Genomic DNA, 22,340 nt, shown 5'->3' on the forward strand with positions numbered 1-22,340 from the left:
TAGCAAAACGAAAAAACCCCGCGCCCTTTCGGGCTGCGGGGTTCGCGTTGAAGCAACGAGGAGGCTTGATTACATCATGTCGCCCATGCCGCCCATGCCGCCGGCCGAGGCAGGCGCTTCAGGCTTGGGCTTTTCGGCCACCATGGCTTCGGTGGTGATGATCAGACCTGCAACGGATGCCGCGTTCTGCAGCGCAGTACGGGTCACCTTGGCCGGATCGATCACACCCATCTTGATCATGTCGCCGTACTCTTCGGTGGCAGCGTTGAAGCCGAAGTTACCTTCGCCTTCAGCCACCTTGTTCACCACTACAGAGCCTTCCAGACCGCAGTTGAAGGCGATCTGACGCAGCGGCTCTTCCACGGCGCGCATGATGATTTCCACGCCAACCTGCTGATCCTGGTTGTCGCCTTTTACCTTATCACCCAGGTTCGCCTTGGCGCGGATCAGGGCAACACCACCACCGGGCACGATGCCTTCTTCCACCGCAGCGCGGGTTGCGTGCAGGGCGTCGTCCACGCGGTCCTTCTTCTCTTTCATTTCAACTTCGGTGGCCGCACCCAGCTTGATCACGGCAACACCGCCTGCCAGCTTGGCCAGACGCTCCTGCAGTTTTTCGCGATCGTAATCAGAGGTGGTCTGCTCGATCTGCGCCTTGATCTGCGCGATGCGTGCCTCAATGTCTTCCTTGGAGCCGGCACCGTCAACGATGGTGGTGCTGTCCTTGCCGACTACGACGCGCTTGGCCTGACCCAGATCGTCAATGGTGGCGCTTTCCAGCGTCATGCCCAGTTCTTCGGAGATCACAGTACCGCCAGTCAATACGGCGATGTCCTGCAGCATGGCCTTGCGACGCTCACCGAAGCCAGGCGCCTTAACGGCTGCGACCTTCACGATGCCGCGCATGTTGTTGATTACCAGTGTGGCCAGCGCTTCGCCTTCCACGTCTTCGGCGATGATCAACAGCGGACGGCCCTGCTTGGCAACCTGCTCCAGAATCGGCAGCAGGTCGCGGATGTTGCTGATCTTCTTGTCATGCAGCAGGATGAAGGCGTTGTCCAGCTCGGCGATCATCTTCTCCTGGTTGTTCACGAAGTATGGGGACAGATAACCACGGTCGAACTCCATACCTTCTACAACTTCCAGCTCGTCGGTCAGGCTGTTGCCTTCCTCGACGGTGATAACACCTTCCTTGCCAACCTTTTCCATCGCCTGCGCGATCAGGTTACCAATCTCGGGGTCGTTGTTGGCAGAAATAGTGCCTACCTGCGCGATGGCCTCTGTGGTGTCGCACGGCTTGCTCATGGCCTTGATTTCTTCCACGATGGCGTTCACCGCCTTGTGAATGCCGCGGTTCAGGTCCATCGGGTTCATGCCGGCAGCCACGGATTTCATGCCTTCGCGCACGATGGCCTGCGCCAGCACGGTCGCGGTGGTGGTACCGTCACCGGCTTCGTCGTTGGTCTTGGAGGCCACTTCCTTGACCAGCTGCGCACCCATATTCTCGAACTTGTCTTCCAGCTCGATTTCACGGGCGACGGACACACCGTCCTTGGTCACGGTCGGCGCACCAAAGGACTTTTCCAGCACCACGTTGCGGCCCTTGGGACCCAGAGTAACCTTCACTGCGTCGGCGAGCACATTCACGCCGTCGGCCATGCGCTCGCGCGCATCAAAACCAAATTTCACTTCTTTCGCTGACATATTCGTCCTCTCCCTTTAGCTGTGGAATTCCGTTGGATTACTCGATGATGGCCACGATGTCGTCTTCACGCATCACCAGCAGCTCTTCGCCGTCCACGGTGATGTCCTGACCGGCATACTTGCCAAACAGCACGGTATCGCCCACTTTTACACTCATGGGGATGGTCTGACCATTGTCAGCCACCTTGCCGGGGCCTACGGCCACCACTTCACCCTTCAGGGGTTTTTCCTTAGCCGTATCGGGCAGCACGATGCCGCCTGCAGTGACTTCTTCCTCTTCCATGCGACGGATAATGACGCGATCGTGCAGAGGTTTAACAGCCATAGTTCCACTCCTTTGTTTGAATTCGGTTCCGGTAATTGACTCAAGCGCTGCTGTTAGCACTCCCCGGACGAGAGTGCTAACAATTGTAGCCAGCACTCACAGCGTGTCAACTATCCAATGGGGATGAAAAAACAGCTTTCAAGAGGTCAAAACCACTTTTTCAAGGCAAGCTGGCAACTTGAGCGTCATCAACGGTAGCATGCCAATAAAGCACCCCCGTCAAGCTGCGGGTGCTGAGCATGTACAGCGCCATTGCAGTCACTCTGATCATTTGTTCAATGGCTGCCTGCCAAATCCACCTTGCAGCAGGAACAGGCACGGATCGTTTCTATCAAACCTTTCCCGCCTAATCGCTACGACGCACGCTTCATTAATGACGATGGCAGGCAGCTCAGCTGCGCGGAAAAAAGCGTTGCGCGCCTGGCCGCCCGTGCCCGTAAACCGTTGCCCTGTCGATACCCTTGCCGCACATGTTGAGTGAACCGGTGACTGTGCTCCACAATGGCCAGGACGTCCATGAGGCCAGGCAGAGGGAGCAGGTTTTGCCCGATATAGTGCCTTACGCCGGGCGCAGCTCGGGCTGCTGATCGTGGCGCTGATTCTGGTCGGGTTTGCCGTCCACTACTGGCGCAAGCCAGCTATCTGATTCCGAAGGGAATGGAACAGAACAACAAAGCGTGCGAGATTACCGCTGGGCAGATGTGAGCGAAGCGTTTCTGAAACGGCTCACCCCCAATCCGGACGCCTAGGCGCGCATCTTCTCACCGGCCAACTGCTCGTACAGACTGAGCAGCACCGGCACCACCAGCAGGATCAGCAGCGTGGAGGCCATCAGACCAAAGGCGATGGCAGTGGCCATGGGGATAAGGAACTGCGCCTGCAAGGACTTTTCAAACAGCAGCGGCAGCAACCCGCCGATGGTGGTGAGCGAAGTGAGCAGCACCGCGCGCACCCGCTGCACGGAGGCCTCTTCCAGTGCCTGCTGCACCGCCATGCCCTTTTGGCGCAACTGCTTGTAGAAAGTCACCAGAATAATGGAGTCGTTGACCACGATCCCCGCCAGCGCAAAGAAACCGAACAGGGACAAAATGGTCAGGTCCAGCCCCATGACCCAGTGGCCGAAAATCGCACCGATCAGGCCAAATGGGATCGCCATCATCACCAGCAGCGGCCAGCCGTAGCTGGCCAGCACCCAGGCAAGAATCAGATAGATCAGCGCCAGCCCCACCAACATGCCGATCTTCATGTTCTCCAGCGTTGCCTTCTGGTCGCGGGCGCGCCCCTGCTCGCTGAACTTCACCCCATATTCCTGCGCCAGCTGCGGGAACAGCGTCTTTTCAAACTGCGCACGCAGGGCATTGGCATTGTTGCGCGTATGATCCACATCTGCCCGCACGGTCACACCCAGGCGGCCATCCACATGGCGCAATACCTCAAAGCCCTGCTTCTCTTCGATGTGGACCAGCTGATCCAGTGGCGCCCAGCCCTGCGGCGTCCTGATCTGCAGCGCGCGCCAGGTGGCCAGCTCGGTGCGCTGCGCCTGCGGCAGCTGTACGCGCAGCTCCACCTCGTCCTCGCCGTGGGTAAAGATCTGCACCAGTCTGCTAGCAAAGGCGGACGAAAGCTGGGCTGCGAGATCCTCCACTGTCATGCCCAGCGCCTGCGCCGCGGGCGTCAGATGCAGCACCCACTGCACCTTGCCAAAGGGCAGGTCATCTTCGATGGCATACACGCCCGGCTGCTCGGAGAGCGCCTGCTGCAGGCGCAGGGACGCCGCCTTCAATTTCTCCAGCGGGGCGCCGTACATCTGCACCTCGAAATCCGCGCCCTGTGGCCCCATTTTGGGCGTGGCAATGATCAGACTGTCCAGTCCTGGCGGCTCCGGCCCAATGCGCTTGCGCCACTCTTCGATAAAGGTGGTGTTGCGCGTCTGGCGCTGGTCGGAATCCACAAACTCCAGATCCACCGTCGCGTAGTGCTGACCGGTCGCCGCACGGGTCTTGTTCAGGCGCAGAATCGCCACCTTGAGCATGCCCGGCTCCAGCGCATCGGCAGTATCCAGCGCCGCCTGACGTACCCGCTGCGCATAGGCCTGCGTATCCTCCGCAGGCGTCCCGGCAACAAACTGAATGTAGGCACTCACCTTGTTGGACTCGGGTGAGGGGAAGAAGGTAAACGGCACGCGCCCGCCCGCCAGCAGGCCGATGGCGAGAATCATCAGCCCCAGCGTGGCGCTGAGCACGAGGGCGCGGTTGGCCAGCGCCCAGCGCACCACTGCACGGAACCACACAAAACGAAAATGGTCGATGCCTCGTTCCAGCTTCTGGCGAATGGGATTGGGCTTTTGGGGGTCGATTTTGGCCAGTGCATGACGCAGGTGCCCGGGCAGCACCAGAAAGCTTTCCAGCAGCGAGGCCGCCACCACCGCCACCATCACCATGGGAATGGGTTCGAGAATGTTGCCCATGGTGCCTGTGAGCATCATCAGCGGCAGAAACGCCGCAATGGTCGTCAGACTGGCGGCGGTGACCGGCGCGGCCATGCGGTGGGCGCCCCCTTCGGCGGCCTGAAGCGGCGGCTCGCCCCGCTCATAGTGGGCCAGTGCGTCCTCGCCCACCACGATGGCATCATCCACGATAATCCCCAGCGCCATAATGAGCGCGAACAGGCTCACCATATTGATGCTGCCACCGGTGAGCCACATGATCGCCAGCGTGGCGGCAAAACTGGTGGGGATACCCACCGCCACCCAGAAGGCCACCCGACCGTTCATGAAAATGAACAGCACTGCCAGCACCAGCAGGAGGCCCCCCAGACCATTGTTGACCAGCAGCATGATGCGCTGCTTGACCAGACTCCAGGTTTCGTCGTGGATCACCAGCTTCATGCCCTGCGGCAGTTCGGCACGGGCCCGCTGCAGCCAGTCATAGACGATTTTGGCCGACTTGAGGGTGTTGCCGTTTTCCGAGCGCTGCACCTCAAGCGTTACGGCACGGGCCTGCCCCAGCCACTCCAGCGGCGCCGAGGAGGAGACCGCCCAGCGCGCCGTGCCGATATCGCGCAGGCGCAGATCCGGCACATCCGCTGTCGGCACGGACAGGTTGGCCACTGCCGTGGGCGATTCGCGCTTTTCGCTGAAGCGCAGGTCGCGGGCGCTCTCCCGCTCGCCCACGCTGCCCAACGGCAGGTCCCGGCTCTGGCGGGCGATCAGGCTGCCCCACTGAGGCAGCGTCTGATCTGAGCGAATCAGGTTTTCCTGCGGGATTTCCACCCGCAGGCGCAGATCCGGCAGACCGGAAAAGATCACCCGATCCACGCCCGCATCCAGCAGCTCCCGCTCAAAGCGCTGCGCCCAGGCACGCAGCGCCATCAGGTCGCCCTGCTCGCTCACCAGCGTGATCTTGGCGATGCGCTCGTAGCGCTGCACATGCTCGATCACCGGCTTTTGCGCATCCTCGGGCAGGTTGCGCAGCGCAGTAACCTTCTGGCGTACCCGTTCCAGCGCCTCGATCATATTGGTGCCGTCCAGATACTTAAGCATGATCACCGCCATGCCTTCCGACGAGGTGGAGCTCATCTGATCCAGTCCATCTTCCGTGCGCAAGGCGCGCTCAATGGACCGGGTAATGCTGCGCTCCACATCCTCCGCATTAGCGCCCGGCCAGATCACCCTGATCTGGATCATCTCCAGCTGAAAGTTGGGAAAGAACTGTACATTGAGCTTCATCAGCGCCACGGCACCCAGCAGCAGTATGATGATCATGGTCAGGTTCGCCGCCACAGGATGGCGGGCGAAGGCGCCAATCAGGCCATGGGAGTGAACCTTAGCCATTGGCCGCGCTCACCTTGACGCGAAGACCGTCGATGGCATTGGGCAGATGGGTGATCATAACCTGCGCACCATCCGGCACGCCTTCGAGCAGCGCCCAGGTCTTGCCATCGCGGCGGATTTCGCCACGCCACTGCACTGGCTGACGGTGCAGGATACCGTCCTGCACCAGATAGACATGATCCTCGCCATACAGAGCGCTGTAAGGCAGCGCCACCACATCGGTCAGCGGCGGCAGCTTTAGCGTCAGCTTGCGCAGGTCACCCAGGCGGGCGGTGTTATCGGCCCGAAACCAGAGTGTCTTGCCCAGCGGCGAAACCTGTTCTGCTGCGCGATCAAAAGCATACTGGTGCACGCCGTCAGTCAGTGCCAGTTCATGCAAATGCGTTTCAACCTGCCGCCAGACACTTTCCGGCAGCACCACCTGATAGCGCACATCCTCGGGGCGGTAGCCCATTACCAGCGTCTGCCCCACATTGACACGCTGTCCTGCAGCCACCTTCACCTCAGTAATGCGCACGTCCGCATCCGCCTTCAGCACCGGTTCGGCTGTATCCCGCTGCACCTGTTTCAGCTGCGCCCGCGCCTGCTTCAGCTGGACCTGCAGCTCCTTGAGCTGCTGACGGAAGGTTTCCACATCCAGTTCGCCGGCCAATTTCTGGCGCGCCAGCTTCTGGCGTGCCTTGAGCTGCTGACGGGTCAGGGCAATCTTCGCCTCCAGCTGGGCCACCTGTGCTTCGGCATTGACCCGCGCCACCACCGCATCAGTAGCATCCAGCTTTACCAGCGAGGTGCCTACCTGCACCTGATCACCCGGCTTGACGGGCACAGCACGCACCCAAGCGGCAAAGGGCGCCTGCAGCTGCCAGCCGCTGCCCAGCAGCACCACATCGGCGAAGACCTCACGCACCGGCACATATTCGCCGGGCATAGCCGTGACCACCGCCACCGGCCAGCTTTTCGATGGCAGACTGCTCTGCGGCGGAGTAGGCCTTGTCTGCTTTAGCCAGACAAACCCGCCCACGGCGGCCGCTAGAATCACCAGCGCCAGAAAGCCCTTGAATAGTTTCATGCCCATGTCCCTGAAATGTCAGGCGTTCATTTTAAGAGCTTGTGCACCGCCGCCACCAGAAAAACAGCGCCGCGGCAAAGAAGGCGGCGTGCACCCCCCAGAAGGCATCCGCCGCCGGATGCACGACAAACAGTGGCACCACCACACTGGCCACCGCCGCATTACCCATCATCTGCACCGCACCCTGCAGGGAGGTGGCGAGCCCGCGCTGCGTGGGCAGGCTATCCATCACCAGCAGGCTCAACGCCGGCATGGCCATGCCCAGACCTGAGGCGAATAGCATCAGCGCCCCCACCAGCAGCCACAGGGAAAACGGCATCAGCTGCAGGAGCAATCCCTGCCCGCCAACTGCCAGCAACATCACGGCAAGCCCTGCCTTCACCACCCGATCCGGCGCCCAATGTCCACTCAGACGAGCCGATAGTAATGAACTTGCCATCATTCCTGCCACCATAGGGATGAACTGGGCGCCAAAGTCGAGCCCCCAGGCCCAGCAGGTCATGCAACAGCGTGGGCGCCCCGGCTATATAGAGAAAAAGGGCGGCGAACACCATCATCGCAGTGAGAATCGTGTTGCGGAAGGTGCGATCTGCGAGCGCATCGCGGTAACGACACGCAACGGCTCGCCAGTGCAGGGACTGGCGGTGGGCATCCGGCAGTGTTTCCGGCAAGCGCCACCTCAGCAGCAACAGGATTGCCGCATAGAGCAGAAGAAAGCTAAACACGCTGCGCCAGCCGAAGGCGTGATCCAGCCAGTCGCCCAGCACCGGCGCCAGCGCCGGCGCGATGGTAAACCAGAACATGACCTGCGGCGCGGGGCCGTCAAGCAGCAGCGCACGGCCTGCCACGAAAGCCCCAGCCCCCCCTTGCAGCAATCGGCCTACAAGCAGGACATCCACCTGAGGCGCCAACACTGCCAGCGCCAAGCCCAGCAGATAGAGCCACAATCCCAGCCGGATCGTTTTTCTGCGTCCGACACTGTCGACCACCGGCCCCCAGATCAGCGCACTGACCGCAAAAGCAAACAGATAAAGTCCCAGCGCCTGACTCATGGCCGCGCGGTCGCTGTTGAGCGCCTGCTCTATATCCGGGAAGGATGGGAGATAGGCATCGATGCTGAAAGGGCCCAGCATCGACAGCAGCACCACGATAGCGATCAGGCGTCGGTCAGACATCACGGCGGGTCATTTCCACCATGCACTAGGGCCGAAATGCGACAGCCTTTCTGCCGCCATTCGTGATAAAACACCATCAGCACATGCCCGCTCGCCAGCACGAGCAACACCAGCGCCAGCACCCCATGCACGGATTTGAGCGCATCCACGCCCTGCAGATAGATCAGCGCGCCCAGCAAGCCCTGCAGCAGCAACAGCGCGAACAGCAGCAGATAAACCATGCCCGCCAGCGGATTATGCCCCTGCCAGTCGGGATCGGGCGCGCGCCCGAGGGTCAGATAGTGTCTGAGCGTGGCACGAAAAACGGCGCGCTGCCCGGCAGTCAGCGGCACCATGTCGCGCCAGTGGGCGCGCGGCTGTTCAGAATCGAATAGCGCCGCAATGCGGATCAGCAGGCTGGTCATCAGCGCGAAACCCGTAAGGGCATGGGCGTGCACAAGCCAGCCGAGGGCGGCATCGCCCTCAAGCCAGAGCACCCCGCCACTGAGCCACAACAGACTCAGTAGCAGAACATTCACCCAATGGGTGGCGCGAACGACCGCAGGCCAGCTCATGCCTTGGCATCATTGCGATACTGGGCAAAGCCCAGCGCCATCAGCACCATGACGGCTATCAGCGCAATGGCGCCAATCGGTGTCAATGCTGCGGCACCGCCTACCCCAAGACCGGTGAGATAGAGCATGCCGGAGTGGAAAATCGCCGCAACGATCAGCAAAAGGCTTACCGTGCGCGCGATCCAAGCCTTAAGCGCGAATTTCATCAGCACAAGACCGATGACAATATTCAGCAAACTTTCCATATTGCCATGCACATGGGCCGCCTTTAGCATGGCATGATGCGGTGACTGCATCCATGCCTGCAGCGCCTCGGGCGGCTGCTGAAACTTGCTGGCCAGATACATGCCCAGCGCCAGCGTGGTAACGAAATAGGCAAACCCGAATACAACATTGATTTTTCCTGACATGTCTTGTCCTCCTTTTATGACTTTTAAGAAAAAAATTCTTACAGACCCCGCCAGGCCAGCGTGGCACGCGCCACACGCTCCCCCAGCAGTGCAGCCGTTTCCCTGTCTGCCTGCGGCGGGGCCACATCCGGTCCCTCGTCGTTATTGGCCTGCGCCATCGCGCCCAGATAGCTGCCGACACGGTTGAGGTCCTGCGGCGTGCCCTTGGAACTGTTGTAACCGGGCAATACATCCAGCCCGACCCAGATCATGCCGTGCTGCACCGCGAAGATCGCCATCTGGATCAACGTATTCAGTTTGTCGCCGGACCAGCTGGCCGAACAGGCAAATCCCGCCGCCAGCTTGTTGCACCACTTTCTCTCGAACCACCGATGGGAGGTTTGATCCATGAACGCCTTGAAGGGCGCCGACACGCTGCCCATATAGGTGGGCGAGCCAAAAATGATGGCGTCGGCCGCATCCAGCCGGTCCCAGTCCAGCGCCTCCACAGGCTGGAGATTCACCTCGATCCCTTCCACCCGCGCAGCCCCTGTTTGCACGGCTTCTGCGAGGGTTGCCGTATGGCCATAACCTGAGTGATAGACAATTTCCACATGCTTCATTCCATTTCCTCCCGATGGCGAATCAAACCCGCACGAATAGATTACCGCCCGTCCTCTCCGTTAAAATTGAAAAACAATAACAACAATTTTCGAGATTATGCAAAATGAAGCCGCTTCCTCTGGATGCCCTACAGGTTTTTCTGTCCCTGTGCGAACATGGCAGCCTTACTGCTGCCAGTGAACACCTGCACAAGAGCCCATCCACACTTCATCACAGCATCAAAAAACTGGAACAGCATCTGGGGACACCGCTCATTGCCCGTGCAGGGCCACACCTCAAGCTCACCGCTGCAGGCGAACTTCTGCGCCAAGAGGGCGCGCAACTGCTCACCGGCGCCCAACAGCTGCAGCGCCACGTGCAAACGGTCGCCAGCGGCTGGGAACGGTGTCTACGAGTTGCCGTGGACGACATCGTCCCCATTGAGCCCGTGTTGAAACTGTGTGAGAACTATCTGAATATAGCGCCGGACATGTGCGAGTTAGCACTGCATCGCGAGGTGCTCAACGGGTGCTGGGATGCGCTGGTCATGGATCGGGCTGACCTGGTGATTGGCGCTCCAGAGCCCCGACCCGAGCTGCCCAACACGGAAGCCATGACACTGGGCACGGTAAAAATGGTGTTTGCAGTGGTGCCGCACCACCCGCTCGCACGCCTCAAACGCCCCCTCACGGCCGACGATATCCGACAACATCGCATCGTAACCGTCGCAGACAGTGCACAGAAATTGCCACAACGCAGTATCGGACTGCAACCGGGCCAACCCGTCTTTCGGGTCGGCACACTCGCGCAAAAAGTGGAAGCTCAAAAACTGGGGCTGGGGTGCGGCTGGCTACCCTACCATCTGATTGACAAGGCCATTGCGGCTGGCGAACTGGTTGTACTGCCAACGCAAGAGCAGCCGCCCGCGCCGAGCCTTAACGCTGCCTGGCTCACACCACTTACAGGAAAAGGGTTGCACTGGCTGGTAGAGCAGCTCAAGGCTGGTGCACTAAGGCTTTAAGGCACCCAGCAGAGGGAAAAATGAGCCTGCACACCGCAGCGCGAAAAAGGGGCTTGAAAAAAGTCGGGGACCCCCTCTGTTAGTGATCCTCCTGCCGACGCCAGTACACGGCGGAAGTGAAATTGAAAGGCCTTTCACGCCGACCTGTGGCTTGGGATAGATGCGCCCTTCTTCTTCCAGCCTTAAACAGCGGACACACGATCAGTCTGTTTTATCACGCCCTGATCTCCCTGGCCTATAATGTGTTTAAATTAACCTTACGTCAATAGGTGATCCGATGACGCACCATCCTGAACCTGATCTTCCTATCATCGGCTGGCAGGAATGGGTGATACTCCCCGCGCTGGAAATCCCGCCCGTGCTGGCCAAGATAGACACAGGCGCACGTACCAGTGCCCTGCACGCCTACTACACGGAACCCTGCGAAATCGACGGCATCCCCCATGTGCGCTTCGGCCTGCACCCGCTGCATGGTGATGACTCCATGGCGGTGGAGCGGGTGCTGCCCGTCAAGGACAGACGGCCGGTTCGCAGCTCAAACGGCGAGGTGGAGGAACGCTTTGTGATTGAAACACCGCTTGAAATGGGGAACCAGCGTTATTTGATCGAAATGACCCTGACCGCGCGAGATACCATGCAGTTTCGCATGCTAGTGGGACGCACCGCACTGGCGAACCACTTTCTGGTGGACTGCCGCCTGAAACAAACGCTGGGACACCCCACTCATTTAAAAGACACACCATGAAAATCGCACTGCTTTCCCGCAACCCGAAACTGTACTCCACCCGTCGGCTGGTCGAAGCTGCTGAAGCGCGCGGGCATGAAATCCATGTGATCGACACCCTGCGCTGTTACATGAACATTGCCTCGCACCGCCCCGAGATCCATTACCGCGGCCAGGCGCTCACCGGCTTCGACGCTGTCATCCCGCGCATTGGCGCTTCCATCACCTTCTATGGCACGGCGGTGGTGCGCCAGTTCGAAATGATGGGCGTCTATCCGTTGAACGAATCGGTCGCCATCTCCCGCGCCCGCGACAAGCTGCGCTCGCTGCAACTGCTGGCGCGCAGGGGCATCGGCATGCCGGTGACGGGCTTCGCCCACTCGCCAGACGATGTGGACGATCTGCTCAAGATGGTGGGCGGCGCACCGGTGGTGATAAAACTGCTGGAAGGCACCCAGGGCATCGGCGTGGTGCTGGCGGAGACGCAGAAGGCGGCGGAAAGCGTTATCGAGGCCTTCATGGGCCTCAAACAGAATATCCTCGTGCAGGAATTCATTCAGGAGGCCGGCGGCGCCGATATCCGCTGCTTCGTCATTGGCGACCGCGTGGTCGGCGCCATGATGCGCAAGGCCAAGGAGGGCGAATTCCGCTCAAACCTACACCGCGGCGGCGAGGCCAAGGTGGTGCGCATCACACCGGAGGAGCGCTCCGTTGCCGTGCGCGCCGCCAAGGTCATGGGACTGAATGTGGCCGGCGTGGATCTGCTGCGTTCCAACCACGGACCGCTGGTGATGGAAGTCAACTCCTCGCCGGGACTAGAGGGCATCGAAAAGGCCACCGGCAAGGACATCGCCGGTATGATCATCCAGTTTCTCGAGCGCAACGCGGCCAAGGGCACCACGCGCACGCGCGGCAAGGGCTGATCCATGCGCACCAAGGCGGAAGCGATCGAAATTGCCGGCACACGAGTGGCGCCCGGCAGCCGACAAACCCTCGATATCCCCATCGCCAAACTCTACACCCACACGCCCGTCGTTATGCCGGTGCACATCATTCATGGACGCCGCCCGGGCCCGAAGGTGTTTGTCTGCGCGGGCATTCACGGCGACGAAATCAACGGCGTGGAAACCGCCCGACGGCTGATCAAGTCTTCCGCGCTGCGGCATGTGCGCGGCACCCTGCTGATCATCCCGGTGGTGAATGTATGGGGCTTTCTGAACAAGAGCCGCTACCTGCCCGACCGGCGGGATCTTAACCGCTCCTTTCCCGGCAGCCCCAGCGGTTCCATGGCCGCTCGGCTGGCGGACGCCTTCCTGCAGCTGGTAAAGGGCTTCGACTGCGGCATCGATCTGCACACGGCCGCCATTTACCGCACCAATCTGCCGCAGATTCGCTGCGATCTGAAGGATGAGCGCACCCAAACCCTCAGCGAAGCCTTTGGCGCACCCGTGGTGCTGCACGCCCCCCTGCGCCCCGGCTCTCTGCGGGAAACGTTGCACGCGGAGGGACATACCCCAGTGCTGGTCTATGAAGCCGGTGAAGCGCTGCGCTTTGATGAAGTGTCCATTCGTGCGGGAACCCGTGGCGTCATTAACGTGTTGCGCCAGGCAGGCATGATTCCATCCAAACACGCCGGTCAGGAAAATCGGGGTAGTCCGATGAAAATCTACCGCTCCAGCTGGGTGCGCGCGCCGGAAAGCGGCCTGCTCCACCTCGCCGTCAAGCTGGGCAGCCACGTGAGCACTGGACAGATTCTGGGGCAGATAACCGATCCCTATGGCAGCAACCGCATCGATCTTTATGCACCCTACGACGGCGTCATTATCGGTACGGCAACCCTCCCGCTGGTCAATGAAGGTGAAGCCATAATTCACATTGGCTGTATCGAAGCCGCGCAGGCGGCAACCCTCGCCTCCGAGCTGAATGCGTTCGATGATCAGGAAGACCCCTTCCTGCCGCCCTGGCAGCTGCTCTGACTATACCGTAGAATCCTCTCAGGTTTAACCGCCCGGTTGAGAAAGATCCTCCACCACCACGACCTGCGGTTTGGGGTAGAAGTTGAATTCGGTGGCGGAGGCCAGCGTGTAGGCACCCATCATGCGCGCCACTAGCAGATCGCCGATCTGCAGTTCCGGCAGGTCGATGTCTTCGTCGATGACGTCGATGGAGTCGCAGGTGGGGCCTGCAAGCACACTGGGCTGCAGGTCATCTTCGCGCGGCTCCAGCAGGCAGATGGGATAGAGCGCATGGTCGTAGATCTGGCCGGACAGCGCGCCATAGACGCCGTCGTCCAGGTAGTACCACATGCGCGTGCCGCGGCGGGCGCGCCCCATGACGCAGAGCAGTTCCACCATGCTGGGGGCGGCGATGTAGCGACCCGGCTCGGCCCAGATTTCAATATTCTCCGGTACCTGTGCGAGCGCTTCGCGGATGGGTGCGCAGAAGTCCTCAATTTCCATTACCGGCGTCTGGTAGCTCACGGGAAAGCCTCCGCCGATATCGAGCCATTTCCAGTCGATCTGATCAAAGGTGCGCATGGCCTCAATGGATGCCTCAATGGCCTTCACATGCGCCGCCGGGCTGCCGGACTGCGATCCCACATGAAAGGACAGACCATGAATCGTCAATCCCTGGGTTTGCGCATGCTCGAGCAGCGTGTGCAGTTCCTCCAGCGCGCAGCCGAACTTGCGGCTCAGATCCACCACCGCATCCTGACTGCGGTAGCTGACGCGCACGATCAGCTGCACCCTGTCCTTGTAAGGCACGAACTTGTCCACTTCCGCCAGATTGTCCACCACAAAGCGCGTGCAGCCAAAATCCAGCGCTTCACGGATCTCGCTATCCTTCTTGATGGGATGGGTGTGAATGCAGCGCTCGGCCACAATGCCCAGATCGCGCACCATGTTCACCTCGCCGGCCGTGGCCAGGTCAAAGTGCCCGCCCAGTTGATTGAGGCGCATCAGCAGCGCCGGATGGGCCAGCGCCTTGACGGCATAGAATAGCTTGACGCCTGGCAGCGCCGCCTGCAGACGCTGATACTGTTCGTCCACCCGTTTCAGATTGAGCACCAGCAGCGGCGTGCCATGAATCTGGGCCAGCTGCCGCAGCGTTTGTCGGTCCAGATCACTCAGAGGCTGGGAGTGGCTGTGGGTGGCGAACTGGTGGTTGAGCGCTTGTGAATCCATGCTGGGCTCCAGACAAAAAAGCCGCCTGACGGCGGCTGGTATCAGGCCTTCATCAAGTCCTGCACATATTTGGGGAGGGCAAAGCTGCCCACATGCAGTTCGGGCGTGTAGTAGCGGGTGTCGATACCGCTGGCTTCGTAGCGTTCGCGGATCACCTCCACCGGCTGCTGACGCTTGGTCGGATCATCGCTCGCCCAGGCGAAGGTCATGCTGCCGCCCACATAGGTGGGCACCGCGCTGTGGTAGAAGGCGGCATCCGCAAACAGGGGCGAGAGCCGCTTGTAGGTGGTTTCCACCTCGTCCGCCTGCATGAAGGCCACGCCGTTTTGCGCCACAAAAATGCCGCCCGGGTTCAGGCAGCGCTTGATGCCTTTGTAAAAGGGAGAGGTAAACAGCACTTCGCCCGGCCCCATAGGGTCGGTGGAGTCGGAAATGATGACATCAAAGGTTTCGCGCGTGGACTGCACGAAGCGGATGCCGTCGTCGATGACCAGATTCAGGCGCGGGTCGTCGAAGGCCCCGGCGGAATGGTTGGGCAAATACTGTTTGCACATTTCCACCACCTTGCCGTCGATCTCCACCATGGTGATGGCCTCGATGCGCTTGTGGCGCGCCACTTCCCGCAGGATGCCGCCGTCGCCGCCGCCAATGATCAGCACCTTCTTGGCTTCACCATGGGCGAGGATGGGCACATGCGTCATCATCTCATGATAGATGAACTCATCACGCTCGGTGGTCTGAATGACGCCGTCAAGCGCCATGACGGTGCCCCAGAAGGGGTTCTTGAAGATCACCAGATGCTGGTGTTCGGTACGCACCTCGAACAGAATGCGCTCCACCTCGAAAGTCTGCCACCAGCCGCGGTGCAACGTTTCCGAAAACAGCATGGCGCTCATTCTTTCACCTCGCCACGCAGGACGGTATGCAACTCGACACGATCAGGCGTAAAGGCTTCCTTCAGCACCTCGATCGCCTTTTCCGGCTCGGAATCACCGCACATGAAGACGTCAAAGGCGGCGAAATCGCGCTCCGGCCAGCTGTGCACGGAAATGTGCGACTCCGCCAGCACGGCCACGCCGGAAATGCCGCCATTGGGGGTGAAGTGATGTAGGTGAATATGCAGCAGCGTCGCCTTTGCCTTCTCTACCGCCTTGCGCAGCGCCGCCTCCATCAGCTTGAGGTCGTCCAGCCGACTCGCCCCCCAGAAATCGGCGATCAGATGCGTGCCGGCAAAAACCTTGCCGTCGCGCACGATAAAATGGTCCAGCGTGCTATCGGCAACGGCCTGGTCATGGGTGGGCCAGCTATCGTCCACCAGCGTCGTTTTTTCCACCACTTCGAAATGGTCGTTCTTGGTTACCAGAACGTTTTCTGACATGGTCTGTATTCACCTCATCACAAGGGCGGCGTGCTCAACGCTCGCCCATCCATACCAAAGTGCACATGCACCCCAGCCCAAAACAAAAACCTCTGATTGGGTGATGCGATCACCGCCAACCAGAGGTTCTGCTTTCGCCCGTTTGTTTCACGGGATCGAATTTGTAAATATTAGCGCTTTTTAATAGGCATGTCAATCACTTGGCGCAGTTTCGTCCACGATTTCAAAGTCGTGGGTCACCTCTGCGGCCTGCTCCAGCATTTTCGAAACCGAGCAGTACTTCTCGGCAGAGAGCTTGACCGCCCGCTCCACCTTTTTCGGATCGAGATTGTGGCCACTGACCACATAGTGCACGTGGATTTTGGTATAGACCTTCGGCACCGTGTCGGCCCGTTCGGCATAAACTTCCACGCGGCAATCGCGTACCTGTTCACGCGCCTTCTGCAGAATCATGATCACATCCACGCTGGTGCAGCCGCCCAGGCCCACCAGCACCATTTCCATGGGACGTGGGCCCAGATTCCGGCCGCCAATGTCGGGCGGACCATCCATCACCAGCGCATGGCCGGAGGCGGTTTCCGCCACCATGGTGAGGTTGTCGAGCCATTTAACCGTGGTAATTTTTTCCATTTTGTTCACCCCTTGAAAAACAGTTCTGCCAGCTTCTCGCCCGGTTCATCGGCGCGCATGAACGCTTCCCCCACCAGAAACGCATTCACGCCGTGGCTGCGCATCAGTGCCACATCGTCCGGCCCCAGTATGCCGCTCTCCGTCACCACAAGACGGTCTTCGGGAATCTGCGGCAGCAGATCCAGCGTGGTCTGCAGGCTCACCTCAAAGGTGTGCAGATTGCGGTTGTTGATGCCCACCATGCGCAACGGCGTGGACAGCGCCAGCGTACGTTCAAGCTCGTCCGCATTGTGCACTTCTACCAGCACCGCCATGCCCAATGCCTTCGCCTGCGCCGCCAATTCATCCATTTGCGCATCGCTCAGGCAGGCGGCAATCAGCAGAATGCAGTCGGCACCCATGACGCGTGCTTCCACCACCTGATAGGAGTCGATCATGAAATCCTTGCGCAGCACCGGCAGAGCGGAGGCATTACGCGCCTGCTGCAGGTATTCCGGCGCCCCCTGAAAGAAATCCCGATCGGTCAGCACAGACAGACAGGCGGCCCCGTGCTCGGCATAGCTGCGTCCAATGGCAGCTGGATCGAAACCTTCCCGCAGCACACCCTTTGAAGGCGAGGCCTTTTTTACCTCAGCAATCACCGCGCTCTGCCCGGCATCCAGTTTCGTCTGCAGCGCGCCGACAAAGTCGCGCACGGGCGGGGCATCCGCCAACCGTGCTTCCAGTTCACGCAGGGGCACCCGCGTTTTAGCGTCGGCCACTTCCTCCGCCTTGCGGGCGACAATCTTTTTCAAAATGGTAGGCGTATCGTTCATGACGCAAACTGCTGCGTTGCTTGGATAAATTCGTCCAGTTTCTGCTGCGCGGCACCGCTGGCGAGCACCTTACGAGCCTCGCGCACGCCTTCGGCGTAGTCGGCGGCCAGTCCAGCCACATACAGGGCGGCACCGGCGTTGAGGGCGATAATGTCGGCGTGCGGTCCTGTCTCCCCAGCAAAGGCCGAACGGATCATGGCAAGACTTTCCTCGGCACTGGAAACCTTCAGCGGCTCGAGGCTTTCGTGAGCCGCGTCGAACTCGGCCGGATCGATCCACCACGGCTTGATGGTGTCGCTCTTCAGCTCGCTGACGCGGGTGGGACTGGCGATGCTAATTTCATCCAGACCATCTTCCGCATGCACCGCCATTACATGGGCGCTGCCGAGGCGCTGCAATACCTCGGTAAATACATCGCACAGCTCAGCGTCATACACCCCGACCACCTGATTGGGCGCGCCGGCGGGGTTGGTGAGCGGCCCCAGCATGTTGAAAATCGTGCGCACGCCCAACTCGCGGCGCGGACCGATGACATGCTTCATGGCAGAATGGTGCGCCGGGGCGAACATGAAGCCCACACCCACGGTTTCGATGCATTCGGCCACCTCTTCCGGTGTCAGGTTCAGATTGACACCAGCCGCTTCCAGCACATCGGCGCTGCCAGTGCTGCTGGAGACGGAGCGATTGCCGTGCTTGGCCACCCTCGCACCGCCCGCCGCCGCCACAAAGGCGACCGCAGTGGAAATGTTGAAGGTGTTGACCCCGTCGCCGCCGGTGCCGCAGGTATCCACCAGATGGGCCACGCTGCGCACCGGCACCCTGGCAGAGAGTTCACGCATCACTTCAGCCGCAACGGCAATCTCCGCCGGCGTTTCACCCTTCATGCGCAGGGCAATCAGCACGGCACCGATCTGCGCTGGGGTGGCCTCACCCTGCATCAGCGCCTGCATGAGGGCATGCATTTCATCGTGGTGCAGATCGTGACGGTCGAGCAGTTTTTGCAGAATCGCCTTGAAGTTCATCGCGCTTGCTCCAGAAAGTTGCTGAGCATCTTGTGCCCCGCCTCGGTCAAAATGGACTCCGGATGGAACTGCACACCTTCCACCGGCAGGGTCTTGTGGCGCACACCCATGATCTCGTCAAACTCGCCTTGCGGCGTCTGCGTCCAGGCCGTGACTTCCAGTTCATCCGGCAGGCTATCACGGTCGATGACCAACGAGTGGTAGCGGGTCACCGTGACCGGGTTGGCCACCCCCTTGAATACGCCCACACCCTTGTGATACACCGGCGAGGTCTTGCCGTGCATCACCTCTTTGGCACGCACGATTCTGGCGCCGAACGCCTGGCCGATAGACTGATGACCCAGACACACGCCCAGGATGGGAATCTCCCCGGCAAAGCGGCGGATGGCGGCCACAGAAATGCCCGCCTCGTTGGGCGTACACGGCCCGGGCGAGATGACCAGATAATCCGGCTTCAGCGCTGCGATCTCATCCAGCGTGATCTGGTCGTTGCGGTGCACCACCACGTCCTGCCCCAGCTCGCCAAAATACTGCACCAGGTTGTAGGTAAACGAATCGTAGTTGTCGATCATCAACAACATGGTAAATTCCTTATAGTAAACGTTGCCCTGTGGCAAAGGCCTGCCGAACCACAGCAGGCCCAGTGGTCGATCGGCGGCTGTACCCTAAAAAATCGACCGGCATATCCAGCGCATCCTCCGCCACCAGCAGAATATCCACATCGCCACCGCGGGCACGCTCATCCAGCAACCCCTTACGCTCCAGCAGCATGCTCTCCTACACATCGAGCGCCGCAAGCCGTTCCTCGTTCAGCGGAAAAAGTGGCACAACGACGTTGCGGGCCTGATCAAGACCTTCCCGTTGCCGGTTCAGTTTGTCAAGCACGCCTTGCGCCTGTTGCAACAATATCTGCGGCGTCACGGCTGCAGGCCTTCGCTGACAAACTGGGCGGCACGGAACATAGCGCGAGCCTTGTTCATGGTCTCCTTCCACTCCAGCTCGGGAATGGAGTCGGCCACGATGCCCGCACCAGCCTGAATATTGAGCACATTGTCCTTGAGCACGGCGGTGCGGATGGCAATGGCGGTATCCATATTGCCATGCCAGCCCAGATAGCCCACCGCACCGGCGTAGATGCCACGACGCACCGGCTCCAGCTCATCAATAATCTCCATGGCGCGGATCTTGGGCGCGCCGGAGACTGTGCCCGCCGGGAAGGTGGCCTTGAGCACGTCCATGGCGCTCATGCCCGAACGCAGCCGACCGGTCACATTGGAGACAATATGCATCACGTGGGAATAGCGCTCGATCACCATCTTGTCGGTGAGTTTGACGCTGCCCATCTGGGCGATACGGCCCACATCGTTGCGCCCCAGGTCGATAAGCATGAGATGCTCGGCGATCTCCTTCGGATCGTTGAGCAGCTCCTGCTCCAGCGCCCGATCCTGCTCCGGCGTGGCGCCGCGTTTGCGCGTGCCGGCGATGGGGCGCACGGTGACTTCCTCGTCTTCCAGCCGCACCAGAATCTCCGGCGAGGAACCAACGATGTGATGATCCTTAAGATCCAGATAATACATATAGGGTGACGGATTCAGGTGCCGAAGCGCGCGGTAGAGATCCATACTGTGGCTTTGTTCGAACGGAATGGAGAGCCGCTGAGAGATCACCACCTGCATCACGTCGCCTGCGAGGATGTATTCCTTGATGCGGGCGACGGCGTCCTTGAAGGCGTTCTCGCCAAAGCTGGAGACAAACTGGCTCTCGTCCAGCGGCTGCGCCAGTGGCTTGTCGTCCGGCATGGCCAGGGGCTGGCGCAGGGCACGCTGCAAATCATCCAGCCGCGCCTGCGCCGCCTCATAGGCCCCCGCTTCGGTGGGATCGGCGTGCACGATCACGTGCACCTGACCGGAAAGATTATCGAACACCACCACTTCGTCGGAACGCATCAGCAGAATATCCGGCGTGCCCAGCGGGTCGTTCTTTGGCGCAGTTTCAGCCAGACGCGGTTCGATCAGGCGCACTGTGTCGTAGCCGAAATAGCCCACCAGCCCGCCATGGAACTTGGGCAACCCTTCCACCGGGGCAACGCGATAGCTTTGCCGCAGCTGCTCCACCCAGGCCAGTGGATCGTCATGGGTAATGGTTTGCTCATGCCCATCGGCATGCACATGGCGCAGCTGATGGCCGCGGATTTCCACCCGCTCTTTCGCCGGCAGGCCGATGATGGAATAGCGCCCCCACTTCTCGCCGCCCTGCACCGACTCCAGCAGATAGGCCCACGGCCCATCCACCAGCTTGTGATACACCGACAGCGGCGTATCGAAGTCGGACAGCACCGTGCGCATCAGCGGCACGGCGCGATAGCCTTGCTCGGCGTAGGCGGTGAAGCGGGCAGCGTCCATCACGTCAGGCCTCGCCCTTCGCTTTCAGATACTTGGGCAGATCGGCAAAGCTGTCGATGACCACATCCGGTTCATAGGCACGGATGTCCTCGCCGTGGTTGTAGCCGTAGGGCACACAGAAAATACGGAAGCCGGCGGCGCGCGCGGCCTTGACGTCCGACTTGGAGTCGCCAATCATCAACGCATGGTCGGGAGCGACGCCCATCTGCTTCGCGGCATACAGCAGTGGCTCGGGATCGGGTTTCTTCTTGCTGCAGGTGTCGCCACTGACCACCACTTCAAAGTAATCGTACAGACCCTTGTCCTTGAGCAGCGGGATGGTAAAGGCTTCTGCCTTGTTGGTAACGCAGCCGATACGGTAGTCATTCGCCTTGAGCCAATCCAGCCCTTCCTTGACGCCGGGATAGACCACGGAACGCTGCGAGGTGTTCTCGGCATAGAGTTCCTTGAAAATCGGCAGCGCCCTGGCATAAAGCTCAGGGTCGGGCTCGCCATCGATGGCGTTTATCAGCGCACGCTGCACCAGGCGCTCTACGCCATTGCCCACCCAGTTGCGTACCGAGGCTTCACCGCGGACAGGCATATCCAGGCGCTTCATCATTTCATCGACGCAGTAGGCCAGGTCAGGTACCGAGTCGATCAGCGTTCCATCCAGATCAATGAGCACGAAATCGGGTCGCATTTTTTCCATGTATTCAATCCTTACAACAAAGCCGCCACACGGCGGCTCCGCAGGGTTTGTTTCGGCGTGCGCGATTCAGCCAACCTTGGCCAGCTCGTCACGCATCTGCTGGATAACCGTGTCGAAACGGTTCGGGTCGTTGGGGTTCGCCTTCCCGAAGATGCCGGAACCGGACACGAAGGTATCACAGCCGGCTGCCGCCACTTCGGCGATATTGTCCACCTTCACGCCGCCGTCGATTTCCAGGCGAATGTCATAGCCGCTTTCGTCAATGCGCTGACGGGCTTCCTTCAGCTTGCGAAGGGCGGTAGGAATGAAGCTTTGACCGCCGAAGCCCGGGTTAACGGACATGATCAGAATCATGTCGATCTTGTCCATGACGTAATCCAAGTAGTCCAGCGGGGTCGCCGGGTTGAATACCAGCCCGGACTTGCAGCCGCTGTCGCGGATCAGTTGCAGGGAACGGTCGATGTGCTCGGACGCTTCCGGGTGGAAGGTGATGTAACTGGCACCCGCGTTGGCGAAGTCGGGAATAATGCGATCCACCGGCTTAACCATCAGGTGCACGTCGATGGGCGCTTCCAGCCCTTCGCGGCTCATGTAGTTGGCCAGCGACTCGCACACCAGCGGCCCGATGGTCAGGTTGGGCACATAGTGGTTGTCCATGACGTCAAAGTGCACCACGTCGGCACCGGCGTTCAATACATCCTTCACATCCTGACCCAGCTGCGCGAAGTCCGCAGACAGAATGGAAGGCGCGATCCAGTTTTCTTTCTTGGCCATGTTTTCATCCTCATTCAAAAATGCATTCAGCAAAAGCTGTGCGGCCT

The 22,340-nt window shown here is 60.3% G+C and carries 24 protein-coding genes; 4 read left to right on the top strand and 20 right to left on the bottom strand.

Going from position 1 to position 22,340, the window contains the following annotated elements; genetic code table 11:
• Positions 1 to 69 precede the first annotated feature (69 nt).
• From groL to BUQ81_RS07450, 9 genes are all read right to left on the bottom strand, one after another.
• Entirely contained in the window at positions 70 to 1,704 is a 1,635-nt protein-coding gene (gene groL / locus BUQ81_RS07410) for a chaperonin GroEL (RefSeq protein ID WP_074201740.1), read from the bottom strand.
• A gap of 37 nt (positions 1,705 to 1,741) precedes the next feature.
• Positions 1,742 to 2,029, bottom strand: coding sequence for a co-chaperone GroES (gene groES, locus BUQ81_RS07415; RefSeq protein ID WP_074201741.1), 288 nt, complete (start codon positions 2,027 to 2,029; stop codon positions 1,742 to 1,744).
• 745 nt (positions 2,030 to 2,774) lie between these two features.
• On the bottom strand, positions 2,775 to 5,861 hold the full coding sequence (locus tag BUQ81_RS07420) for an efflux RND transporter permease subunit (protein WP_074201742.1): 3,087 nt from the start codon (positions 5,859 to 5,861) through the stop codon (positions 2,775 to 2,777).
• Positions 5,854 to 6,930: an efflux RND transporter periplasmic adaptor subunit gene (locus BUQ81_RS07425; protein WP_143598479.1), complete on the bottom strand. Its 1,077-nt coding sequence runs from the start codon at positions 6,928 to 6,930 to the stop codon at positions 5,854 to 5,856. The genes BUQ81_RS07420 and BUQ81_RS07425 overlap by 8 nt, the downstream gene beginning before the upstream one ends.
• 31 nt (positions 6,931 to 6,961) lie before the next feature.
• Positions 6,962 to 7,213 carry a hypothetical protein gene (locus tag BUQ81_RS07430; RefSeq protein WP_159432275.1) on the bottom strand — a complete coding sequence of 84 codons (252 nt, stop codon included), beginning with the start codon at positions 7,211 to 7,213 and terminating at the stop codon, positions 6,962 to 6,964.
• Positions 7,152 to 8,105, bottom strand: coding sequence for an MFS transporter (locus BUQ81_RS07435; protein ID WP_074201745.1), 954 nt, complete (start codon positions 8,103 to 8,105; stop codon positions 7,152 to 7,154). Before BUQ81_RS07435 ends, BUQ81_RS07430 begins: the two co-directional genes overlap by 62 nt.
• The gene (locus BUQ81_RS07440; RefSeq protein ID WP_074201746.1) at positions 8,105 to 8,659 is read right to left on the bottom strand and encodes a cytochrome b/b6 domain-containing protein; all 555 of its coding nucleotides are present in this window, start codon (positions 8,657 to 8,659) and stop codon (positions 8,105 to 8,107) included. Before BUQ81_RS07440 ends, BUQ81_RS07435 begins: the two co-directional genes overlap by 1 nt.
• Positions 8,656 to 9,069, bottom strand: a complete 414-nt coding sequence (locus BUQ81_RS07445) for a hypothetical protein (protein WP_074201747.1) — start codon at positions 9,067 to 9,069, stop codon at positions 8,656 to 8,658. The genes BUQ81_RS07440 and BUQ81_RS07445 overlap by 4 nt, the downstream gene beginning before the upstream one ends.
• A 38-nt stretch (positions 9,070 to 9,107) precedes the next feature.
• Positions 9,108 to 9,671, bottom strand: coding sequence for a flavodoxin family protein (locus BUQ81_RS07450; RefSeq protein ID WP_074201748.1), 564 nt, complete (start codon positions 9,669 to 9,671; stop codon positions 9,108 to 9,110).
• Between the two features lie 104 nt (positions 9,672 to 9,775).
• Here BUQ81_RS07450 and BUQ81_RS07455 point away from each other — a divergent pair, with 104 nt between their 5' ends.
• From BUQ81_RS07455 to BUQ81_RS07470, 4 genes are all read left to right on the top strand, one after another.
• Positions 9,776 to 10,672, top strand: coding sequence for a LysR family transcriptional regulator (locus tag BUQ81_RS07455; protein WP_074201749.1), 897 nt, complete (start codon positions 9,776 to 9,778; stop codon positions 10,670 to 10,672).
• A 277-nt stretch (positions 10,673 to 10,949) separates the two neighbouring features.
• Positions 10,950 to 11,417 carry an ATP-dependent zinc protease family protein gene (locus tag BUQ81_RS07460; RefSeq protein ID WP_074201750.1) on the top strand — a complete coding sequence of 156 codons (468 nt, stop codon included), beginning with the start codon at positions 10,950 to 10,952 and terminating at the stop codon, positions 11,415 to 11,417.
• A complete protein-coding gene (gene rimK, locus BUQ81_RS07465) occupies positions 11,414 to 12,319 on the top strand; it encodes a 30S ribosomal protein S6--L-glutamate ligase (RefSeq protein WP_074201751.1) in 906 nt (301 codons plus the stop codon). The genes BUQ81_RS07460 and rimK overlap by 4 nt, the downstream gene beginning before the upstream one ends.
• Positions 12,320 to 12,322: 3 nt before the next feature.
• Positions 12,323 to 13,372, top strand: a complete 1,050-nt coding sequence (locus tag BUQ81_RS07470; RefSeq protein ID WP_074201752.1) for a succinylglutamate desuccinylase/aspartoacylase family protein — start codon at positions 12,323 to 12,325, stop codon at positions 13,370 to 13,372.
• Positions 13,373 to 13,396: 24 nt separating this feature from the next.
• Here BUQ81_RS07470 and BUQ81_RS07475 read toward each other — a convergent pair whose 3' ends face one another.
• The 11 genes from BUQ81_RS07475 to rpe form a co-directional block, all read right to left on the bottom strand.
• Positions 13,397 to 14,581, bottom strand: a complete 1,185-nt coding sequence (locus tag BUQ81_RS07475; RefSeq protein ID WP_084188303.1) for a type III PLP-dependent enzyme — start codon at positions 14,579 to 14,581, stop codon at positions 13,397 to 13,399.
• Positions 14,582 to 14,622: 41 nt separating this feature from the next.
• The gene (gene speE / locus BUQ81_RS07480; RefSeq protein ID WP_074201753.1) at positions 14,623 to 15,477 is read right to left on the bottom strand and encodes a polyamine aminopropyltransferase; all 855 of its coding nucleotides are present in this window, start codon (positions 15,475 to 15,477) and stop codon (positions 14,623 to 14,625) included.
• Complete coding sequence (gene speD, locus BUQ81_RS07485) at positions 15,474 to 15,959, bottom strand: adenosylmethionine decarboxylase (protein ID WP_074201754.1); 486 nt, start codon at positions 15,957 to 15,959, stop codon at positions 15,474 to 15,476. The genes speE and speD overlap by 4 nt, the downstream gene beginning before the upstream one ends.
• A gap of 192 nt (positions 15,960 to 16,151) precedes the next feature.
• Positions 16,152 to 16,589: an OsmC family protein gene (locus tag BUQ81_RS07490; protein ID WP_074201755.1), complete on the bottom strand. Its 438-nt coding sequence runs from the start codon at positions 16,587 to 16,589 to the stop codon at positions 16,152 to 16,154.
• Between the two features lie 5 nt (positions 16,590 to 16,594).
• Positions 16,595 to 17,404, bottom strand: coding sequence for an indole-3-glycerol phosphate synthase TrpC (gene trpC / locus BUQ81_RS07495; protein WP_074201756.1), 810 nt, complete (start codon positions 17,402 to 17,404; stop codon positions 16,595 to 16,597).
• On the bottom strand, positions 17,401 to 18,426 hold the full coding sequence (gene trpD, locus BUQ81_RS07500; RefSeq protein WP_074201757.1) for an anthranilate phosphoribosyltransferase: 1,026 nt from the start codon (positions 18,424 to 18,426) through the stop codon (positions 17,401 to 17,403). Before trpD ends, trpC begins: the two co-directional genes overlap by 4 nt.
• Positions 18,423 to 19,007 (bottom strand): anthranilate synthase component II, encoded by a 585-nt coding sequence (locus tag BUQ81_RS07505; protein ID WP_074201758.1) that lies wholly within the window; start codon positions 19,005 to 19,007, stop codon positions 18,423 to 18,425. The genes trpD and BUQ81_RS07505 overlap by 4 nt, the downstream gene beginning before the upstream one ends.
• 10 nt (positions 19,008 to 19,017) lie before the next feature.
• Positions 19,018 to 19,197, bottom strand: a complete 180-nt coding sequence (locus tag BUQ81_RS07510; RefSeq protein ID WP_074201759.1) for a hypothetical protein — start codon at positions 19,195 to 19,197, stop codon at positions 19,018 to 19,020.
• Between the two features lie 146 nt (positions 19,198 to 19,343).
• On the bottom strand, positions 19,344 to 20,828 hold the full coding sequence (gene trpE / locus BUQ81_RS07515; protein ID WP_074201760.1) for an anthranilate synthase component I: 1,485 nt from the start codon (positions 20,826 to 20,828) through the stop codon (positions 19,344 to 19,346).
• Positions 20,829 to 20,832: 4 nt separating this feature from the next.
• The gene (locus tag BUQ81_RS07520) at positions 20,833 to 21,519 is read right to left on the bottom strand and encodes a phosphoglycolate phosphatase (RefSeq protein WP_074201761.1); all 687 of its coding nucleotides are present in this window, start codon (positions 21,517 to 21,519) and stop codon (positions 20,833 to 20,835) included.
• A 66-nt stretch (positions 21,520 to 21,585) separates the two neighbouring features.
• The gene (rpe, locus tag BUQ81_RS07525; RefSeq protein ID WP_074201841.1) at positions 21,586 to 22,293 is read right to left on the bottom strand and encodes a ribulose-phosphate 3-epimerase; all 708 of its coding nucleotides are present in this window, start codon (positions 22,291 to 22,293) and stop codon (positions 21,586 to 21,588) included.
• Positions 22,294 to 22,340: the final 47 nt, after the last annotated feature.

It is taken from the genome of Sulfurivirga caldicuralii (genome assembly GCF_900141795.1).
In the GTDB taxonomy this organism is placed as follows: Bacteria; Pseudomonadota; Gammaproteobacteria; order Thiomicrospirales; family Thiomicrospiraceae; genus Sulfurivirga; species Sulfurivirga caldicuralii.

Bases quoted from the DNA above. Each gene is read 5' to 3' on its own strand.
- groL (WP_074201740.1), bottom strand. From the start codon at position 1,704: ATGTCAGCGAAAGAAGTGAAATTTGGTTTTGATGCGCGCGAGCGCATG.
- BUQ81_RS07450 (WP_074201748.1), bottom strand. From the start codon at position 9,671: ATGAAGCATGTGGAAATTGTCTATCACTCAGGTTATGGCCATACGGCA.
- trpE (WP_074201760.1), bottom strand. From the start codon at position 20,828: ATGGACGCTGCCCGCTTCACCGCCTACGCCGAGCAAGGCTATCGCGCC.
- BUQ81_RS07470 (WP_074201752.1), top strand. From the start codon at position 12,323: ATGCGCACCAAGGCGGAAGCGATCGAAATTGCCGGCACACGAGTGGCG.
- trpC (WP_074201756.1), bottom strand. From the start codon at position 17,404: ATGAACGATACGCCTACCATTTTGAAAAAGATTGTCGCCCGCAAGGCG.
- BUQ81_RS07425 (WP_143598479.1), bottom strand. From the start codon at position 6,930: ATGAAACTATTCAAGGGCTTTCTGGCGCTGGTGATTCTAGCGGCCGCC.
- BUQ81_RS07455 (WP_074201749.1), top strand. From the start codon at position 9,776: ATGAAGCCGCTTCCTCTGGATGCCCTACAGGTTTTTCTGTCCCTGTGC.
- BUQ81_RS07445 (WP_074201747.1), bottom strand. From the start codon at position 9,069: ATGTCAGGAAAAATCAATGTTGTATTCGGGTTTGCCTATTTCGTTACC.
- BUQ81_RS07420 (WP_074201742.1), bottom strand. From the start codon at position 5,861: ATGGCTAAGGTTCACTCCCATGGCCTGATTGGCGCCTTCGCCCGCCAT.
- speD (WP_074201754.1), bottom strand. From the start codon at position 15,959: ATGTCAGAAAACGTTCTGGTAACCAAGAACGACCATTTCGAAGTGGTG.
- trpD (WP_074201757.1), bottom strand. From the start codon at position 18,426: ATGAACTTCAAGGCGATTCTGCAAAAACTGCTCGACCGTCACGATCTG.
- BUQ81_RS07510 (WP_074201759.1), bottom strand. From the start codon at position 19,197: ATGCTGCTGGAGCGTAAGGGGTTGCTGGATGAGCGTGCCCGCGGTGGC.
- rimK (WP_074201751.1), top strand. From the start codon at position 11,414: ATGAAAATCGCACTGCTTTCCCGCAACCCGAAACTGTACTCCACCCGT.
- BUQ81_RS07460 (WP_074201750.1), top strand. From the start codon at position 10,950: ATGACGCACCATCCTGAACCTGATCTTCCTATCATCGGCTGGCAGGAA.
- BUQ81_RS07520 (WP_074201761.1), bottom strand. From the start codon at position 21,519: ATGGAAAAAATGCGACCCGATTTCGTGCTCATTGATCTGGATGGAACG.
- BUQ81_RS07490 (WP_074201755.1), bottom strand. From the start codon at position 16,589: ATGGAAAAAATTACCACGGTTAAATGGCTCGACAACCTCACCATGGTG.
- BUQ81_RS07435 (WP_074201745.1), bottom strand. From the start codon at position 8,105: ATGTCTGACCGACGCCTGATCGCTATCGTGGTGCTGCTGTCGATGCTG.
- BUQ81_RS07475 (WP_084188303.1), bottom strand. From the start codon at position 14,581: ATGGATTCACAAGCGCTCAACCACCAGTTCGCCACCCACAGCCACTCC.
- BUQ81_RS07505 (WP_074201758.1), bottom strand. From the start codon at position 19,007: ATGTTGTTGATGATCGACAACTACGATTCGTTTACCTACAACCTGGTG.
- BUQ81_RS07430 (WP_159432275.1), bottom strand. From the start codon at position 7,213: ATGCTATTCGCCTCAGGTCTGGGCATGGCCATGCCGGCGTTGAGCCTG.
- speE (WP_074201753.1), bottom strand. From the start codon at position 15,477: ATGAGCGCCATGCTGTTTTCGGAAACGTTGCACCGCGGCTGGTGGCAG.
- BUQ81_RS07440 (WP_074201746.1), bottom strand. From the start codon at position 8,659: ATGAGCTGGCCTGCGGTCGTTCGCGCCACCCATTGGGTGAATGTTCTG.
- rpe (WP_074201841.1), bottom strand. From the start codon at position 22,293: ATGGCCAAGAAAGAAAACTGGATCGCGCCTTCCATTCTGTCTGCGGAC.
- groES (WP_074201741.1), bottom strand. From the start codon at position 2,029: ATGGCTGTTAAACCTCTGCACGATCGCGTCATTATCCGTCGCATGGAA.